The organism is Sphingobium sp. FW306-1B-F04DB (genome assembly GCF_058781925.1).
Genome location: NZ_JBYSXE010000040.1, coordinates 20350 through 37805 on the forward strand (window position 1 = coordinate 20350; position 17456 = coordinate 37805).

General features: G+C 66.5%; 17 protein-coding genes and 1 tRNA gene. 6 read left to right on the forward strand and 12 right to left on the reverse strand.

The features are described 5' to 3' along the window. Window positions 1-60: 60 nt before the first annotated feature. Window positions 61-1359: an FAD-dependent oxidoreductase gene (locus AC3WJD_RS15990; RefSeq protein WP_492747701.1), complete on the forward strand. Its 1299-nt coding sequence runs from the start codon at window positions 61-63 to the stop codon at window positions 1357-1359. A gap of 80 nt (window positions 1360-1439) precedes the next feature. Further along, window positions 1440-1516, forward strand: a tRNA-Pro gene (locus tag AC3WJD_RS15995). A 135-nt stretch (window positions 1517-1651) separates the two neighbouring features. Here the strand turns inward: AC3WJD_RS15995 and AC3WJD_RS16000 are convergent. From AC3WJD_RS16000 to AC3WJD_RS16010, 3 genes are read right to left on the reverse strand one after another with little or no spacing between them, the layout of a single operon-like run. Beyond that, window positions 1652-3094 carry an efflux transporter outer membrane subunit gene (locus AC3WJD_RS16000; protein WP_492747703.1) on the reverse strand — a complete coding sequence of 481 codons (1443 nt, stop codon included), beginning with the start codon at window positions 3092-3094 and terminating at the stop codon, window positions 1652-1654. Then, window positions 3091-4695, reverse strand: coding sequence for a DHA2 family efflux MFS transporter permease subunit (locus AC3WJD_RS16005; protein ID WP_492747704.1), 1605 nt, complete (start codon window positions 4693-4695; stop codon window positions 3091-3093). Before AC3WJD_RS16005 ends, AC3WJD_RS16000 begins: the two co-directional genes overlap by 4 nt. After that, on the reverse strand, window positions 4692-5669 hold the full coding sequence (locus AC3WJD_RS16010) for an HlyD family secretion protein (protein WP_492747705.1): 978 nt from the start codon (window positions 5667-5669) through the stop codon (window positions 4692-4694). The genes AC3WJD_RS16005 and AC3WJD_RS16010 overlap by 4 nt, the downstream gene beginning before the upstream one ends. Before the next feature lie 71 nt (window positions 5670-5740). Here AC3WJD_RS16010 and AC3WJD_RS16015 point away from each other — a divergent pair, with 71 nt between their 5' ends. From AC3WJD_RS16015 to AC3WJD_RS16030, 4 genes are all read left to right on the forward strand, one after another. Further along, window positions 5741-6445, forward strand: a complete 705-nt coding sequence (locus tag AC3WJD_RS16015; protein ID WP_492747706.1) for a TetR/AcrR family transcriptional regulator C-terminal domain-containing protein — start codon at window positions 5741-5743, stop codon at window positions 6443-6445. Window positions 6446-6716: 271 nt separating this feature from the next. Next, window positions 6717-7175 carry a DUF4126 domain-containing protein gene (locus AC3WJD_RS16020; RefSeq protein WP_492747707.1) on the forward strand — a complete coding sequence of 153 codons (459 nt, stop codon included), beginning with the start codon at window positions 6717-6719 and terminating at the stop codon, window positions 7173-7175. After that, window positions 7175-8551, forward strand: a complete 1377-nt coding sequence (locus tag AC3WJD_RS16025) for an FAD-containing oxidoreductase (RefSeq protein WP_492747708.1) — start codon at window positions 7175-7177, stop codon at window positions 8549-8551. The genes AC3WJD_RS16020 and AC3WJD_RS16025 overlap by 1 nt, the downstream gene beginning before the upstream one ends. Window positions 8552-8567: 16 nt before the next feature. Further along, complete coding sequence (locus AC3WJD_RS16030; RefSeq protein ID WP_492747709.1) at window positions 8568-9509, forward strand: DUF5996 family protein; 942 nt, start codon at window positions 8568-8570, stop codon at window positions 9507-9509. 43 nt (window positions 9510-9552) lie between these two features. On the opposite strand, the gene AC3WJD_RS16035 is transcribed toward AC3WJD_RS16030, so the two are convergent. The 9 genes from AC3WJD_RS16035 to AC3WJD_RS16075 form a co-directional block, all read right to left on the reverse strand. Continuing rightward, window positions 9553-10191: a molybdenum ABC transporter ATP-binding protein gene (locus tag AC3WJD_RS16035; RefSeq protein ID WP_492747710.1), complete on the reverse strand. Its 639-nt coding sequence runs from the start codon at window positions 10189-10191 to the stop codon at window positions 9553-9555. After that, a complete protein-coding gene (gene modB / locus AC3WJD_RS16040; RefSeq protein WP_492747711.1) occupies window positions 10181-10876 on the reverse strand; it encodes a molybdate ABC transporter permease subunit in 696 nt (231 codons plus the stop codon). Before modB ends, AC3WJD_RS16035 begins: the two co-directional genes overlap by 11 nt. Window positions 10877-10878: 2 nt before the next feature. Continuing rightward, a complete protein-coding gene (gene modA, locus AC3WJD_RS16045; protein ID WP_492747712.1) occupies window positions 10879-11652 on the reverse strand; it encodes a molybdate ABC transporter substrate-binding protein in 774 nt (257 codons plus the stop codon). A gap of 68 nt (window positions 11653-11720) precedes the next feature. Beyond that, window positions 11721-12101 (reverse strand): winged helix-turn-helix domain-containing protein, encoded by a 381-nt coding sequence (locus AC3WJD_RS16050; RefSeq protein ID WP_492747713.1) that lies wholly within the window; start codon window positions 12099-12101, stop codon window positions 11721-11723. Window positions 12102-12117: 16 nt separating this feature from the next. After that, complete coding sequence (locus AC3WJD_RS16055; protein ID WP_492747714.1) at window positions 12118-14127, reverse strand: TonB-dependent receptor; 2010 nt, start codon at window positions 14125-14127, stop codon at window positions 12118-12120. Window positions 14128-14135: 8 nt separating this feature from the next. Then, complete coding sequence (gene maiA / locus AC3WJD_RS16060) at window positions 14136-14771, reverse strand: maleylacetoacetate isomerase (protein ID WP_492747716.1); 636 nt, start codon at window positions 14769-14771, stop codon at window positions 14136-14138. After that, entirely contained in the window at window positions 14768-15772 is a 1005-nt protein-coding gene (locus tag AC3WJD_RS16065) for a DUF2891 domain-containing protein (protein WP_492747717.1), read from the reverse strand. Before AC3WJD_RS16065 ends, maiA begins: the two co-directional genes overlap by 4 nt. Continuing rightward, a complete protein-coding gene (locus AC3WJD_RS16070; RefSeq protein WP_492747718.1) occupies window positions 15769-16722 on the reverse strand; it encodes a DUF979 domain-containing protein in 954 nt (317 codons plus the stop codon). The genes AC3WJD_RS16065 and AC3WJD_RS16070 overlap by 4 nt, the downstream gene beginning before the upstream one ends. Continuing rightward, complete coding sequence (locus AC3WJD_RS16075) at window positions 16719-17426, reverse strand: DUF969 domain-containing protein (RefSeq protein WP_492747719.1); 708 nt, start codon at window positions 17424-17426, stop codon at window positions 16719-16721. The genes AC3WJD_RS16070 and AC3WJD_RS16075 overlap by 4 nt, the downstream gene beginning before the upstream one ends. Between the last annotated feature and the right edge of the window lie 30 nt (window positions 17427-17456).

The following is a 17456-nucleotide window of genomic DNA, read 5'->3' on the forward strand; positions in this document are numbered from 1 at the left end:
GCCCCTTGCGCCGCAGTGAGGCGGCGTTACGATCATCCGAAAATATCGGGAGGGCGGTGCATGCGTCATGTCGCGGTAGTCGGATCCGGGCCGGCGGGCTATTACACCGCAGAGGCGTGCCAGAAGGCGTTCGGGGACGAGGTCCGCGTCGACGTGATAGACCGGCTGCCCGTGCCCTATGGCCTGATCCGCTTTGGGGTCGCGCCTGATCACCAGTCCATCAAGAATGTATCCAAGCGCTACGAGATGGTCGCGCTGTCAGACAATGTCCGCTTCGTCGGCAATGTCGCGGTCGGCAGGGACGTCAGTATCACCGAGCTGCAGTCGCTTTACGACGCGGTCGTGCTCGCGACGGGGGCGCCACGCGACCGGCCGCTCGACATTCCTGGCGCAGGCCTGCCAGGCGTGATCGGCTCGGCCGCCTTTGTCGGATGGTATAACGGCCATCCCGAATTCGCCGATCTCGCACCGCCGCTCGACAGCGCGGGCGCGGTCGTCATCGGCAATGGCAATGTCGCGCTCGACGTCGCGCGCATCCTTGCCAAGACCCCGGCCGAGTTCGCGGAATCGGATATTGTCGATCATGCGCTCGCAGCGCTCAGCGGATCGGCGATCCGCCATATCAGCGTGCTCGGCAGGCGCGGTCCGCACCAGATCGCGATGACACCCAAGGAGCTCGGCGAACTGGGGCACCTCGAACATGCCGCGCCGCGCGTCGATCCCGCCGATCTGCCGCCCGACGGTGACGACGCGATGCTCGAGCCGGGCATGCGCAAATCGGTCTCGCACTTGCGCGCCTTCGCGGCCAACCCCGTCGCTAGGCCCGTCACGATCGATTTCGACTTCTTCGCGATGCCCATCGCGATCGAAGGCGATGGCAAGGTCGAGCGCCTCGTCGTCGAACGCACCGAGCTCGACACCGAGCTGCGTTCGCACGGGACGGGCGAGCGCTACGAGATTCCGTGCGGGCTGGTCGTCAGCTGCATCGGCTATACGACGCCGCCGATCGAGGGCGTGCCCTACGAACATGGCCGTGGCCGCTTCGCCAATGACGAAGGGCGGATCCTGCCCGGTCTCTATGCCGTGGGCTGGGCGCGACGCGGCCCGACGGGCACGATCGGCACCAACCGCCCCGACGGCTATATGATCGCCGACCATATCGCCGCCGACACGACGGACAGCTCGGGCAAGGCGGGGCGCACCGGACTTGATTCGCTGCTCGCCGCGCGCGGCGTCGACATCGTCACTTTCCGCGACTGGCAGAAGATCGAAGCGGCCGAGGTGGCGCGCGCAAACGACGGATCTCCGCGGCGAAAATTCACCAATGTCGAGGAAATGATCGCCGCGCTCCACAAGTGAACTGCGGGCTTGAACCGCGCGACTTCGCTGTTATAAGCCGCCGCCTGCCTTACCGGTGCGCAACGCGCCGCCGGATCGGTCGGGGAGTAGCTCAGCCTGGTAGAGCACTGTCTTCGGGAGGCAGGGGCCGGAGGTTCGAATCCTCTCTCCCCGACCAATTTCGTTCGGTTCTCGGATCGCGACGATGGCGTGTACCCCGTGTTCGCCCGGTGAAAACTCCCGACACCTCTCTTGTGATTCTTGTGATCTGATAGACCTAGAATCGATTTCAGGCGGAACGTCCGCTGCGAGGCTATGAAGTGCCCGGCCGGTCGACGGCTTCCCAGCCGCCGCCCAGTGCCTTGTAAAGCGCCGCCAGCTGTCGCAACTCCGCCGCCAGGGCCTGAATGCTCAGGCGATCGGCCACGGTGAACGATGACTGCGCCTGCAGAAGTGCCGTCAGATCGTCCTCGCCCGCCACATATCTTCGCCTGGCCAGGCTGACCGCTTCGGCCGCCGCCGCCCGCGCTGCCTCGCGCTCCGCTCTTGCGCGGCCGGCAGAGGCGTATCTGTTGATGGTCGTTTCGCTGTCGGAAAGCGCGGTGAGGACCGCGCGTTCATATCGCGCCATCGCCGCGTCGGCGCGGGCATCCGCTGCCCTGATCTGGGCCCTGATGCGTCCGCCAGAGAAGATCGGCCAGTGCAGCGCCGGCCCGAATTGGAAACGCAGGCTATCGGTCGAGACAAGGTCTCCGGGCCGGCGCGCCTGCTGGCCAATGCCGCCCAGCAGCGAGATCCGCGGAAACAGTTCGGCGGTAGCGACCCCAATATCGGCGGAGGCGGCGGCGAGATCGCGTTCGGCCTGGCGTATATCAGGGCGCCGCCGCAACAGATCCGACCGAAGGCCCGCGCTGATCTCGATATTGGCCGAAGGCAGCGATCCGGGCTGTTGAAGCCGATCGAACACGGCCTCGGGTGGCTGTCCGAGCAGCAATGCGAGGCGGAACGCCGCTCCGGCAGCTTCGCCCTCGAATTCGGGAACCGTCGCTGCCGTGCCGCGCGCCTGTGCCTGGGCACGCGCGAGATCGAAGCGGGAAGCAAGACCCACGCGCAGGCGCTCCGCGACAAGACGAGCAATCTCCTCCTGTGCGTTCGCATCGGCAATCGCATTGCTCCGCAGGCTCTGCGCCGTTCGAAGATCAATATAGGAACGCACGACCTCCGCGATGATCTGAATGACGACCGCCCGCCGCGCCTCTTCAGCCGACTGCGCCCGGGCTTCGGCGCTTTCGATCGCGCGCCGTGTGCCGCCCCACAGATCGATCTCCCAGGACGCGTCGAATCCCACATCGTAGATCGACAGGTCGGGGCCGAGGCCCGGAACCTTGCCAACCGGAAGCGGGCCGTTCTCACTCAACCGGTTCTGCGTGGCGACCCCGGATGCCCTTACTTGCGGGGCCGATCTGCCTTGGACGGCATCGCGATTGGCCCGAGCCTCCCGCAGCCGCGCGCTCGCTTCTTCAAGGTCCTTGTTGCCGGCTATGGCGGACCCCACCAGTTCGGTCAGCAGGGGATCGTCAAACTTCGTCCACCACGCGGCGTCGACCTCCCCGGTGCTGACCGGCGTGACCCAGTCCTCGGCGACCGCGGTGGCCGGCGACCGATAGCCGGGGCCGACCGTACAGCCTGCCAGGCCAATGGCGAGCGGCATGGCGGCGAGCATGCCTTTCGCGAGCGCGCGTTGCTTCGTATTCACAATCCTGCCTCTGCTGTCCTGGAGTTGCGGCGACCGGCCGTGCGGGCGAGCACGACCTTGACCGTGATCAGGATGGGTGCCGCCACCACGAAGAGCAGCGCGACGATGCTGAACGCGGTGTCGAATGCGATGACGGTGGCCTGGCCAGCAACCGAGCGGCCCAGCATGCCCATCGCTGCCCTGGCCGCCGCGCCTGCCTCCATGCCTCGCGCGATGAGTAGCGACGTGGTGGCTGCCAACCGCTCGGCGACGGCGGGCGTTCCCGGACTGAGCGCCGCGCCCAGCACGGCCTGGTTGGCGGCCGCCTGATGGTCAATGGAGGTCTGGAGCCCCGCCACGCCCATCAGTCCGCCGAGCTGACGCCCGATATTGAAGATGCCGATGCCGAAAGCGACCTTGACCGGGGGAAGCCGACCGAATGCGATCAGGGTGATCGACAGGAAGAGGAAGCCGAGACCCAAGCCACGCAGGAGGATTGCGGGCATCATGTCATCGGCGCCGCTATCAAGGTTCGAGCCGGACAACATCCACATCGCGGTCATGATCATGAGGATGCCGAACGGAACCGTGGCAATGGGCGGCATTCGCCGCGCCTGCATCAGAAAGGCGGCGAGCAGCAGGGATGCGACGAACAAGGCGCCGCTTGGCAGGAGGAGTTGCCCCGCATCGGTGGGCGTGAACCCGAGAACCGAAACGGCAAAGGCCGGAATCAGGAACGCGCTTCCGAACAGCGCGGCACCGGCAACGAAACTGACCACGAAGGCGAAGGTGAAGTCATCGGTCTCGAACACCGTGAGGTCGAGCAGGGCACGGGAAGCCGCGAAACGTTGCTGGAGCACGAATATGACGAGGCTCGTGCCGGCGACGACGCTCAACCAGAAAATGCGGCTTGCCTCGAACCAGTCCCAGCGGCTGCCCTGGGTCAGCAGATAGGTGGTGCTGAACAGGACCAGGCTCAACAATGCGAGCCCCCGCCAGTCGAGGGGACGGCGTTCGCTCGAGAGCGACGGCATAGGGCTGGCCATCAGTATCAGTCCCGCTGCCGCAAGCGAGACCGGGACAACACTCAAGAAAATCCAGGTCCAGGACTGGCTGTCGAGCAGCCAGCCCTGCAACGCCGGCGCGATCGTCGCCGGCGCGACGACCGCCCCCATTGCGAACAACGCCTGCAAAACCGGCTGACGCGCCGCTGGATAGGCCCAGAAGAGGATAGCCTGGCCGCTGACGAGCAGGATGCCGCCGGCCAGGCCCTGGACGGCGCGCAGCAGGATCAGCACGTCCAGCCGCGCCGTGACCGCGGCCACGGCGCAGGCCACGCCCATGGCAAGCGTTGCGACGAGAAGGGCATTCAGGGGCTGGACTCGTGTCAGGAGCCAGGGCGCAAATGCAAAGCCGATCAGCTTTAGCGCGGTATAGCAGACATCGAGCCAGGCGAACTCGTCGGGGGTGGCATGGGTGTCGCCGATGATGTCGCTCCGGCCCAGGGACAGCACGGTACCGGCGATCGCTTCGGTCAGGCTCGCCAGAAGGATGCCGCAGACCAGCAGCCAGTCAAGCGCACGCGCCTCGCGAGGCGCGGAGCAGACGATTTTGGCCGTCACGAGCCGCTGCCGGTTTCGATCTCTACACGCGCCGACAAACCGGGGACCAGGCGGCCGAGCAGCGGATTGCGTCGCAGGCGTATCTTGACGGGAACGCGCTGCACCACCCGCACGAAATTGCCAGTCGCGCTGTCGGGCGGGATCAGGCTGAACGCCGAGCCGCTGCCCGGGGCAAAGCTGTCCACCGTCCCTGCGAAGGTCACGTCCGGATAACCGTCGACGCTGATCTGCGCCGTCTGCCCGGAGCGGATGTGCTCGAGCTGCGTTTCCTTGAAATTCGCGACGACGAACAGATCGGCGACGGGGACGATATCGAGCAGGGACGCGCCCGGCGCGACCAGGCCGCCGATGCGAACCTTGCGATTGCCCACGACCCCCGAGATGGGCGCGCGCACCACGGTGTTCTCCAGGTCGATCCGCGCGAGATCGCGTGCGGCTTCGGCCTGCGCGACGGCGGCAACGGCGGCCTGGCGTTGCGTGCCGAGCACGTCGATCCTTTGCCGTTGGGCATCGACCGTCGCGGAGGAGGCCGACGCGCCCGCTTCGGCGCGGGTCCTGCCCGCATCGCTTTCGTCCAGTTGCGCCCGACTGACGGCACCGCCGTCGATGAGGGCACGCCGCCGGTCGCTCGCCTTTCTCGCCAGGCTCCGGTCGGCCAATGCGGCGTTGCGCTGGGCTTCAGCCTGGCGCACCAATGTGTGCTGCAGCAGGATTTCTTCCGCGATGTTGGCAAGCCGCGCCCGGGCGGCATCCACATTGGCTTCAGCCTGAGCCAGCCTTGCACGATAGTCCCGATCGTCGATGCGGAACAGGACGTCACCTTTTCGCACACTCTGGTTGTCCTGCACATCAACGGTGGTCACGTATCCGCCGACCTTTGGAGCCAGCGACGTGATGTCGCCACGGACATAGGCATTGTCCGTCGATGCAGCCGCGCCCGACCAGCCCCATGCCCAGGCGCCCGCGGCCATCATCACGGCTCCCGCGCAAAGAAGCGCCCCGACCCGTTTCTTCCTGTTCCCGCCTCCCATGGCGACCTCCGGTAATGAACGTTACCGTTGACCTGTATGGTAATGATGGTTACCAGTCAACCACTTCCGGCATTTTTGGAGAGTCGACGGTGCAAAATGCGGCGTTCCCGGCGCGGGCGAAGGTAGGGCGGGAAGCCCTGCTCAGCGCCGCAGCGGATATTTTCTTCGAACAAGGATATGCGGCGACCAGCATCGATGCCATCATCGAGCGTGCGGGAGGCTCGAAGCGAAATATCTACAGCGAGTTCGGCAACAAGGAAGGACTGTTCACCGCGATCGTCACCGAAAAGGTCGAGAAGGCACTGTCAGCCCTGACCATCGAAGATGTGGAGGCGCGGGATCTGAGAAGCACGCTCATGGCGTTTGGATGCCAGTTGATGGACGTCCTCATGTCGCCCGCGCTGCTTGGCGTCTATCGGATCGTCGTCACCGAAAATGCGCGATTTCCTGCCCTCGTCCGGGAATTCTACGAAAATGGTCCTGGCCGGGCGAGTGCAAGCCTCGCCGAAGTTCTCGAGGAGGCACAGCGCCGCGGCGAAATCTGCACGGGCGATTGCGTCAGGGCGGCGGACCACTTCTCCGGCATGATCCGCGGCAATCTTCATTTGCAAGTTGTTCTCGGGCTTCGCCCACCACCGGACGCAGAGGAAGCGCGCGCTACGGTTATTTCCGCCGTCGACGTCTTCATCGACGGTGTGCAAGACAGAAACACGCCGTGAAAGGATTGAACCTCAAATTTGACGGGCCGAATGACCCTGATTGCGGACATCTGGCGTGCAACGCCAGAGCAGCTTGGCCAGCCGCTAACCCGCATGCAACATCGCCTTTGCAGGGGAAAGTTGATAGGCTGCGCCGGAAACGCACAACGGATCATATTCTTTTCTTCGTCGGGCCATTGACGGTCCGCGGCAAGCATATCCACCTATCAGCGTGTGCACGGTCTGGAGCCTGGTTCGCGCCGCCGTCCGATCGCAAGAGGGGGAGCCCGTTATGATTTATGCATTTGCGCTTTTCATCGGCATCATCGCGGGACTGCGCGCGATGGTCGCGCCTGCGGCGGTCAGTTGGGCGGCTGCCTGCGGCATGCTTGATCTCCAGGGCAGCTGGCTTGCATTTCTCGGCTGGCGCTTCACGCCGTGGATATTCTCGCTGCTCGCGCTCGTCGAGCTCGTCACCGACCAGCTGCCTTCGACGCCAAGCCGCAAGGTGCCCGTCCAGTTCGGGACGCGCATCGTGCTTGGCGCGCTGAGCGGTGCCGCGATCGGTGTTCCGGCAGGCGCACTCCTCGCGGGCCTCGTACTCGGCGCGGTCGGCGCGGTGATCGGCACCTATGGCGGCGCGGCGCTGCGCGCGCGGCTCGCCGCGGCCTTTGGCAGCGACCGGCCCGCCGCGTTGATCGAGGACGCGATCGCGATCGGTGGGGCGCTGCTCATTGTGAGGTGCTTGTGATGGCCCAGACATTCGACGCGATCGTCATCGGTGCAGGTCAGGCGGGGCCCTCGCTCGCCGGACGGCTGACCAGCGCGGGCATGAAGGTGGCGCTGGTCGAGCGCAAGCTGTTCGGCGGCACCTGCGTCAACACCGGATGCATGCCGACCAAGGCGCTCGTCGCATGCGCCTATGCGGCGCATCTCGCGAAGCGCGGCAGCGACTATGGCGTGATGATCGGCGACATCGCGATCGACATGAAGCGCGTGCAGGGGCGCGCCGAGACCGTCCGGACCAATGCGCGTACCAATGTCGAGAAATGGCTGCGCGGCATGGACGGTCTGACCGTGATCGAGGGCCATGCGCGCTTCGAGAGCGCAGACACGATCCGCGTCGGGGAAGAATTGCTGAGCGCGCCGCGCATCTTTCTCAATGTCGGCGGCCGCGCCAATGTGCCCGACATGCCGGGGATCGATGAGATCGACTACCTCACCAACACGTCGATCCTCGATCTCGATATGCTTCCCGAACATCTCGTCGTTGTCGGCGGCAGCTATATCGGGCTCGAATTCGCACAGATGTACCGGCGCTTCGGCGCCGAGGTGACGGTCGTCGAAAAGGGCCCGCGCCTCGTCGCGCGCGAGGATGAGGACGTGTCCGACGCGATCCGACAGCTCCTCGAGGACGAAGGCATCGCCGTCCGGACGGGCGCCGAATGCATCAATTTCGCGCCGCACGAAAAAGGCATTGCGGTCGGGGTCGATTGCACCTCGGGTGCCCCGGTGGTGGTCGGCAGCCACGTCCTCCTCGCTATCGGACGCATGCCCAACACGCACGATCTCGACCTCGACAAGGCGGGTATCGCGACCGATGCGCGCGGCTATATCACCGTCGACGACCAGTTGCAGACCAGCGTGCCCGGTATCTGGGCGATGGGCGACTGCAACGGCCGCGGCGCCTTTACCCACACCGCGTACAATGATTTCGAGATCATCGCCGCCAATCTGCTCGACGGCGAGGACCGCAAGCTCAGCGACCGTATCCTCGGATATGCGCTCTATATCGATCCGCCACTGGGGCGCGTGGGAATGACCGAGACCGAGGCCCGCAGTTCGGGGCGGCCGCTGCTCGTCTCGAAGCGCCCGATGACGCGCGTCGGCCGTGCGGTCGAAAAGGATGAGACCAGGGGGTTCATGAAGGTCGTGACCGACGCTGAAACGAAGCGGATACTTGGCGCCGCAATCCTCGGGACCGGCGGGGACGAGGCGATCCACGGGATTCTCGACACGATGAACATGGATGCCGGCTATCGCGAGCTCCAATGGGCGGTGCCGATCCACCCCACGGTTTCCGAACTCATCCCGACACTGCTGGGCGACCTCAAGCCCGCGGCCTAGGACGCAGGAGAAGGGAATGATGGAAAATCCCGATTGGCCCCCGCTTCTGTACCCGGACTGGGCGCAAACCTGCGCGGCATTGCATCTCTGGACGCAGGTCGTCGGAAAATACAAGCTGGCCCACACGCCGTGGCTCAACCACAGCTGGCATGCGACACTTGGGGTCAATGCAGAGGGGCTCACCACGGGTCTCGTCGCCGACGCGGGCGGAATCGAGATATGCTTCGATCTCCGGAATCATGAGCTGCACATGGTTGCCACGCGAGGCGGCCGCCTCGCATTCCCGCTGCAGCCCATGTCCGTCGCGCAGTTTCACGACCGCTTCTGTGAATCGGCAAAGGAGCTGGGCGGCGCTCCCGATTTCGACGGTGTTCCCAATGAACTGCCTGAGGCCATTCCGTTCAGGACGGACGATGCGCCCCGCCCCTATGATGCCGAAGCCGCTTCCCGCTTCCACCGCATTCTGGTGAGCGTTTCGCTCGTCTTTCAGCGCTTCAGGACCGGCTTTCTCGGGAAAGTCAGCCCCGTCCATCTGTTCTGGGGCAGCTTCGACCTCGCCGTTACGCGTTTTTCCGGGCGAACGGCGCCATTGCATCCGGGCGGGATTCCCAACCTGCCCGACGAGGTCACGAGGGAGGCCTACAGCCACGAGGTTTCATCCGCGGGCTTCTGGCCGGGCCGCGGGGGCATGGATGAACCCGCATTCTATTCATACGCCTATCCGACTCCGTCAGGCTTTGCCGATGCGGCGATCAGCCCACGGGAGGCGTTCTTCCACCAGGGAATGGGGGAATTCGTGCTGCCCTATGAGGCGGTCCGCAGTGCCGCCGACCCCGAAGCGATGTTGATGCGCTTTCTCGACAGCACATACCGGGCAGCTGCCGAACTCGCGGACTGGGATCGCAAGGCGCTGGAATGCCCGGTGGGAGCGCCGCGCGACGTACGCCTCATTGCGTGACGCCACCTGGCTGGCACCGACTACCATCCGCAAGAGGCAAACATCATCCGTGCATGGTCTGCCCGATCGGGATCACCGTCGTCGCCAGCCGCTCGACCTCGGCGCGGTCGTGGCTGACATAGAGGATCGGCAGGCCCAGCGTATCGCGCACGCGCTCGATCACCTGCATGATCTCCTCGCGCCGTGCGGCATCGAGCGAGGATAGCGGCTCGTCCATCAGCAGGAAGCGCGGTGCCGAGAGCAACGCGCGCCCAATCGCGACACGCTGCGCCTCGCCGCCTGACAGCGTGCGCGGCCAGCGGTCGAGCAGATGCGCGATGCCGAGAAAGTCGATCACCTCGTCGAAGCCGATCCAGCGCTGCGTCGGATCGGCGAGTCTTTCGCCATAGAGCAGGTTGGAGCGTACGCGGCGATGCGGGAAGAGCCGTCCATCCTGGAAGACATAGCCCGCGCTGCGCGCCTCGGGCGGGCGGTCGATCCCGGTGTTGGCGTCAAACAGCGTTTGGCCCGCGATGATGATTTGGCCGCGATTGGGGCGGACGAGGCCTGCGGCCATGTTGAGGATCGTCGTCTTGCCCGCGCCCGAGGGGCCGAACAGCGCGGTCAACCCTGGCCCCGCGCTGAAGGCCGTAGTGACCCTCGCTTCCCCCAGCCGCACCTCGACATCGATCTCAAAGGACATGGCCGCCCCGCCCGTGGCCCGCGCGTCGCGCGAGCAGTTCGGAAGCGATCAGCGCCGCCAATGACAGGATCACCGAGATGATCGCCAGCCGCGTCACCATCGCCTCGGCGCCGGGGATCTGCAGCGCACCATAGATGGCAAGCGGCAGCGTCTGCGTTTCGCCGGGAATGTTGGACACGAAGGTGATGGTCGCACCGAACTCGCCGATCGATCGCGCAAAGCCAAGCACCGCGCCGGCAAGGATGCCGGGCACCGCGAGCGGCAGCGTGATCGTCCAGAAGACGTGCAGCGGCGTCGCGCCCAGCGTCCGCGCCGCACTTTCCAGCCGCCGGTCGACCGCCTCGATCGACAGCCGCATCGCGCGCACCGTCAGCGGCAGCGCCATCACTGCGGCAGCGATCGCCGCCCCCGTCCAGCGGAACATCACCGTTACGCCGAACCAGCTTTCGAGCCATGCGCCCACCGGGCCGTTGCGACCAAAGGCAAGCAGCAGCAGCCAGCCCGTCACCACTGGAGGGACGACCAGCGGCAGATGGACCAACGCGTCCAGCAGTACACGGCCGGGAAAGCGCTTGCGTGCGAGCAGCCAGGCGATGCCGAAGGACAGGGGCAGGATCGCGGCGACCGCGACGATGCTGACCTTCAGGGACAGCGCTATGATCCCGACTTCCTCGGCAGAGACCACGGTCAGCGTGCCTGAAATCCGAAGCGCGCGAAAATCGCCTTGCCCTCGCGCGAGATCAGGAAACGGCGAAAGGCGTCGGCTTGCGGATGGCGGGACGCCGCGAGCGTGCCGATCGGATAGGTGATCGGCGGATGGCTCGACGGCGGGAACAGCCCGACCAGCTTCACGCGCCGCGAGGCGCGCGCGTCGGTCTCGTAGACAATCCCCAGCGGTGCCTCACCGCGCTCGACCAACGCCATCGCGGCGCGGACATTCTCGGCGCGGGCGAGGCGGTTCGCAACCGAAGGCCAAACGCCAAGCCCCGTCAGCGCCGCCTTGCCATAGCGCCCCGCGGGCACCGCATCGGGATCCGCCATTGCCAGTCGCCCGTCCCCCAGCGCCGCTGCAATCGGGAAGCCGCGCCGGATCGGCAGCGTCACGCGGCTCGTCGCGGGTGCGATCAGCGCCAGCCGGTTGGCGAGGAAGGAGACGCGTGTGCCCTTGCGGATCAGGCCCTTCTGCGCGACCGCATCCATCCACGGCTCATCCGACGAGACGAAGATGTCGGCGGGCGCTCCCGCCTCGATCTGCCGCGCGAGCGCCGAGGATGCGGCGAAGGACAATACAGGCCGCGCATGCCCCTTCGCGGCCCAAGCATTGCCCGCGGCGGTCAGCGATTCCTGCAGGCTCGCGGCCGCCAGCACCAGCGGGCCGCGCTGCTGCGCCATCGCCGGCGTCGTGATCGTGGCTAGCATCGCCAGCCACAGGTGCAGGAGCCGTGTCAGAGGGTTGCGCATGTCGGTCCCCATCGTTCGTTATGCATAGTTCTATACAGCGACCGACAGCGCTTGCCAGTGACCTTGCGTCACGCGCTGCGCGGCGGTTCGGGCACGTCGCGGAGCAGATCGCGCAGGGTTCCCCAGTCGACGCCCTCGCGAATACGGCCAAGCTGCGCCTCGATCGCGCGATAATGCGCGAGCACGCGCGCGCCGGCTTCGGTCAGTTTTGCCCCGCCGCCGTGTTTGCCGCCCGCCGCGGTTTCGACCAGCGGCTCCGCCCAGCAGCGGTTCATCGTGTCGACGAGCATCCAGGTCCGCCGATAGCTCATGCCGAGCATGCGGCCGGCGGCCGAGATCGATCCCTCGCGCGCAATGGCTTCGAGCAACGCGGCCTTGCCCGGCCCCATTGCGATCTCGTCGCCGAGCATGATCTGCGCCCTGATCTTGAGCGTTGCCTTGCCGGTCATCGCTGCATCCTCCGCGTCACGTCCCGCCAGAATAGCGCAAGCCGATCCAGAGCGTCCTCGGTGTCGCGCGTTCGACCACGCCGCCCGCGCTGCGCGCCGCCTCGACGCGCGCATTGGCGAGGTTCTCGCCGCGCGCCTCGATCAGCAGCCCGTGCGCCACGGGCCAGGCGACACGCGCATCGATAGTGAAGGCATCATCAAGCGCTATCTGGTTCTGATCATCCTCATACTGGTCGGAGACATAGCGCAGCGTGACCGATGCGCCCGCGCCTTTCCCCGGCTGCCAACCCAATGTCGCCGAAGCCATGTGCTCGGGGGTCTGCGCGGGGCGCAGCCCATCGAGCGGGAGGGCAATGCCCGACGCCTTCAGCGTGCTGTCGGTATAAGCATAGGCCGCCGCCAGCCGGAAAGCGGCGATCGTGAGCGCCGCATCAAGCTCGACGCCCTGCGCCTTCACCCGGTCGACATTCTCGCGCCGGCGAAGCGTCCCCGGCTGAAGCGTGACATTGGCGATGGCGTCATCGAGGCGGTTGGAGAAGACGGTCGCGCTCAGGCGCGCATTGGCCAGCGGCCGCCAGTCGATGCCGGCCTCCACGCCAGCCAACTGTTCGGGGCTGAGCGCCGCATTGGCCTGCGTCGTCTCCGCACCGACACGGAAAGGGCGGTAGAGTTCGTTCAGGGTGGGCAGCCGCCAGCCCAGATAGGCAGCGGTGCGCAGCGTCACCGCATCGACCGGGCGGAAGGCGAGGCCGGCCCGTGCGGTCGGCTCCCAACCCTGCCGATCGGCGAAAGTCAGGTCGCTGATCGTCGCGCCGGTCAACTGGCGCTCACGCCGAAACCCGTCCGATAGCCACCAGCGGTCGATCCGCGCGCCGCCGGTCAAGGTCAGCGCTTCGGACAGCTGCGCCGACAGCTCCGCAAATGCGCCCAGCGTGTCGCTGCGTCCGCCCGCCTCGCGCCCGTTTCTGGGGCGGCCCGCGAAATACTGGAAGAACTCGCGCGTCACGCCGCTCGTGCGCCGCCAGTCGGTGCCGATCCGAAGCTCGATCGCCTCGCCCAATGGCGGGCGCAGCTCGAAGCGCGCGCCGATCCCCGTGGATGGAACGCTGTATTGGTCCGAGGTCTGCGTCGCGAGCGAGCGATCGGCATTGAGGCTCGCAAAGCTGCTCTGGAAATCGCGGAGCTGCAGATAGCCGAGCGCCGACCAGCCCCAGTCGCCGCGCCCGACAAGCCGCACGCTCGCATCGGCGCCGTCGCTGCCATTGCCGCTGAAGGCAAAACCGCGCTCGCGCCGGTCGGTGAACAGCAGCATATTGGCCTGCAGTTCGGTTGCCGTCGAAAGCGGCACCACCGCACGCGCGGCCAGGCTCGCCTGTTCATAGGGCGCGGGTCGGTCGGCAGCGCCGCGACTTTCGCGCGCCACGGGGATGAAGCCATCGCTACGCTCGTAACTTGCGCCCAGCGTCACAAAACCCTGCCCCAGTCGCGCGGCGAGCGACGCGTCGGCCTGCACCGAATCGCGGCTGCCAAAGGCCGCCGACACCCCCCAAGGCGCGAGCGTATCGGGTCCGGCGCTGGTCAGCTCGATCGTCCCCGCCAGTGCACCCGGGCCCGCGACCCCGCTGCCGCCGCCCCGCGTAACGCGCACCTGGTCGAGCCGTTCGGGCACAAAGGCGGGCCAGCTTATCCAGCCTCCAAAGGGATCGGTCTGCGGCACGCCGTCGAGGATCAGCAGCGCGCGGCTAGACGCATTGCCGCCGAGCCCACGCAGCGTGACGCCCTGGCTCGTCGGATTGGCCGAACGCGCGTCCGAACGGCGAAACTGCTGCAGCCCCGCAACATCGCGCAGGACATCCTCCAGCCGGTCGCTCGCGCTGCTCGTGAGCCGGTCGCGGTCGATCGTGACGATGTCATAGGCGGCCTCGCCCGCCGAGGCTTCGAGGCCATGGCCGGTGACGATGATCTCGCCCTCGGCATGCGCCGCAACCGGCATGGCGAGCAGCATTGCGGGAAGGACATGACGCATTGTCGGGTTTAGGCCGCGGGCGCGAAATGGTCGGGATGCGCCGCCGCAAAGGCGTCGATCTCGGCGCAGGCAGCGTCGATGCGGACAAGAGCCGGGTAGGCGTCAAGCGGCGTGCCAAAACGTCGCGCATTGTACATCTGCGGAACAAGGCAGAGATCGGCGAGGCCCGGGCGGTCCCCACCAAGGAATGGCGCATCGGGCGTCGCCATCGCCTCCAGTGCCGCGAAACCCTCGCCGATCCATCGATGGATCCACGCATTGCGCGCTGCCTCGTCGAGCCCGAGCTCGCTCTTCAGATACTGGAGGATGCGCAGATTGTTGATCGGGTGCGTGTCCGCGGCGATCACCAGCGCCTGCGCCAGCGCGTGCGCGCGCCCGATCGGATCGCGTGGCAGCAACGGCGGCTCGGGATGGTGCCTGTCGAGCCAGTCGATGATCGCGAGCGATTGCGGGATGAAATGGCCGTCGACCTCGATCGTCGGGACGAAGCCCTGCGGGTTGCGCGCCAGATTCTCCGCGCTGCGCTGATCCCCCGCGAGCAGGCTGATATCATGCCGTTCATAGGCGACGCCCTTGAGGTTGAGCGCGATGCGGACTCGATAACTGGCCGAGGACCGATAATAGTCGAACAGGCGAACGGTCATTCACTCTCTCCCGCGGTCAGCGCCAGCAGCGCGAAGCTCGCGAGCCAGTGCTCGCCCATATAGTCGCCTGCTATGTGCGGCAGGCTTGCGGCGAGATGCACGTCGGCGGTCTCGCGCGCAAGCGCCGCCTCGGACCCGTCGAGCGCGTCTGCCACTTGGCGCCAGCACCAGGCGCGGCTGAGGTTGAAGCCGTCGAGATGCGCGATCTTGCCGTCGCTTCGGTCCGAAACGGTGGCGGGCGTTAACAGGCTCGCAGGCGCGCCCACCGCCACGTCCGGCAGGAATGCCCCGAACCATTCGGCAAAAGCTCCGCGCGACAGCACGCGCTGCATCACCAGCGCCTCGATCAGCGCGGAGGACAGGAATTCGTCGCCCCCCGGCTCCCAGCCATTGCAGCGCTTGTCCTCGCCGTAATAGTCGGCCGCGCGCGCGCGGATCAGATCGGCGAGCGACGCATCATGCGTCTCGGCCCAGGCGAGCGCGTGCACCAGCGCAAAGGCGGTGTTGAAATGCGTACCCGTCCGGATTGGATAGGTCAGTCGCGGCAGATAGCCGTGGAAGCGATTGGCAAAGGCGCGCGCCAATGGCTCGAGCGCCTCACCCCATTCGGCATCGTCATGCCGTACCGCCTCGTCGTGCAGCGCAAGCAGCCACGCCCAGCCATAGGGCCGCTCGAACCCGCCGGTATAGGCGCGGTCGAGATAGGCGAGCTCCCCTGCCACCTTGTGCGACACCAGCATCTCGTCGGCGATTGCCCTGATCTCGGCGGAGACGGGCAGGTCCGGAAAGAGCCTCCGGATCCTCAGCAGCATCCAGTAGCCATGGACGCAGCTGTGCCAGTCGAAGCTGCCATGGAAGATCGGGTGCAGCGCGCGCGGCCCGAGTACATCCTCGGGCCCGTCCATCACATGGTCCAGCTTGTGCGGATATTCGCGCCGGACATGGCCGAGCGCGAGCGCGGCGAAATGCGCCGCCATTTCGGGGGTCAGTGTCTGTGTCATCGGAACGCCAGAAAATAGATGATGAGGAGGTTGCAGATAAGCAGCGGCAGCGCGGTGCCGATCTGCGCGCGGATCACGCCGTTGCGGTCCTTCAGCTCAAGCAGCGCCGCGGGGACGATGTTGAAGTTCGCGGCCATCGGCGTCATCAGCGTGCCGCAGAAACCCGCGAGCATGCCGACCGCGCCGATCACCGCGGGGTTTCCGCCGAAGTCCTGGATCAGCAGCGGTACGCCGATCGCCGCCGCCATCACGGGGAAGGCGGCGAAGGCATTGCCCATGATCATCGTGAACAACGCGATGCCAAGCGCATAGACCGCGACCGCCGCGAAGCGGTTGCCCTGGGGAATCGCTTGTCCGGCGAGCTCGCCGATGATGTCGCCTACGCCCGCCAGCGCGAAGACCACGCCGAGTGCTGCGAGCATCTGCGGCAGCACCGCGGCCCAGCCGACCGAATCCATCAGCCGGCGCCCTTCATTGAGCGGTGCGAGCACAGGCGGCCGCAGCCAGGCCATCGACACGATCAGCGCAGTGAGCGCGCCCACGCCGAGCAGGATCAGCGTCACCCATTTGGGATCGAAAATCCCCGACTGGCCGAAGGGCGTGTAGTTATAGGCGAGCGTGCCGAGCAGCGCGGTCGCCGGGATGATCAGCGCGGGCAGGAAGAGCCGGTTGCTCAGCCGCGCCGACAATGCCTCACGTTCGGCATGCGTGGTCGTGTGCGGATCGCCGTGGCCGAGCAGCCCGAAACCCGCAAGCCCGACGAGGCAGAGCACGAGCACGCCATTGCCGAGATCGCCCAGCCGGTTGCCCACAAGGAAGCTCAGCGCGAGCAATCCCCAAAAGGCCGCGTTGCCGAAGCGCTTGGCGTTGCTCGCATCCAGCGCGCTCAGCAGTGCGAAGGCCGCGAACATCGCGCCGCCCAGCGTATAGAGCCAGTCGAGCGTGATCATGGCGCTATCCCGCTCGCGGTCGCGACCGGTTCGCCTGTCGCCACGCGCTTCAGCCGCCGGTCGAGCAGCATCAGCCGCGCGCCATGGATCAGGAAGGCGAGGATCGCGGTCGGGATCGCCCACACCGAGAGCTGGAGCGGCGCGAGTTCGATGCCATAGGTCTCGAACGTGCCCTTGATTAGCAGGATCGAGGCGATCGCGATGAAGATGTCCTCGCCGAAGAACAGCCCGACATTGTCGGTCGCTGCGGCATAGCTCTTCACCTTCTCGCGCGTCGCGTCGTCGAGGCTGCCAGCCTGCTGCTCGGCAGCGGCCTCGGCCATCGGCGCGACAAGCGGGCGGACGGTCTGCGCATGCCCTGCAACCGATGTGAGTCCCAGCGCGGAGGTGATCTGGCGGATCGCGAGATAGGCGAGCAGCAGCTTGCCCGTTGTCGCGCCCTTCAGCCCCGCGATCAGCGTGCGCGCGCGCTGCTGCAGCCCGTAACGCTCGAGCAGCCCGATCACGGGCAGCACGATCCAGATTATGCTGACATAGCGGTTGTCGTTGAACGCCTTGCCGAGCGCGGCCACCACTTTGACCAGATCGAACCCCGCGGCGATCCCGGTTGCGAGCGCCGCCACGGTCACGACGAGCAGCGGGTTGAAACGCAGCACGAAGCCGATGACGACGATCGCGATGCCGATCAGCGGAAGATAGTGCATCTAGATCCTCCCCGGCACGGGGAGGGGGAC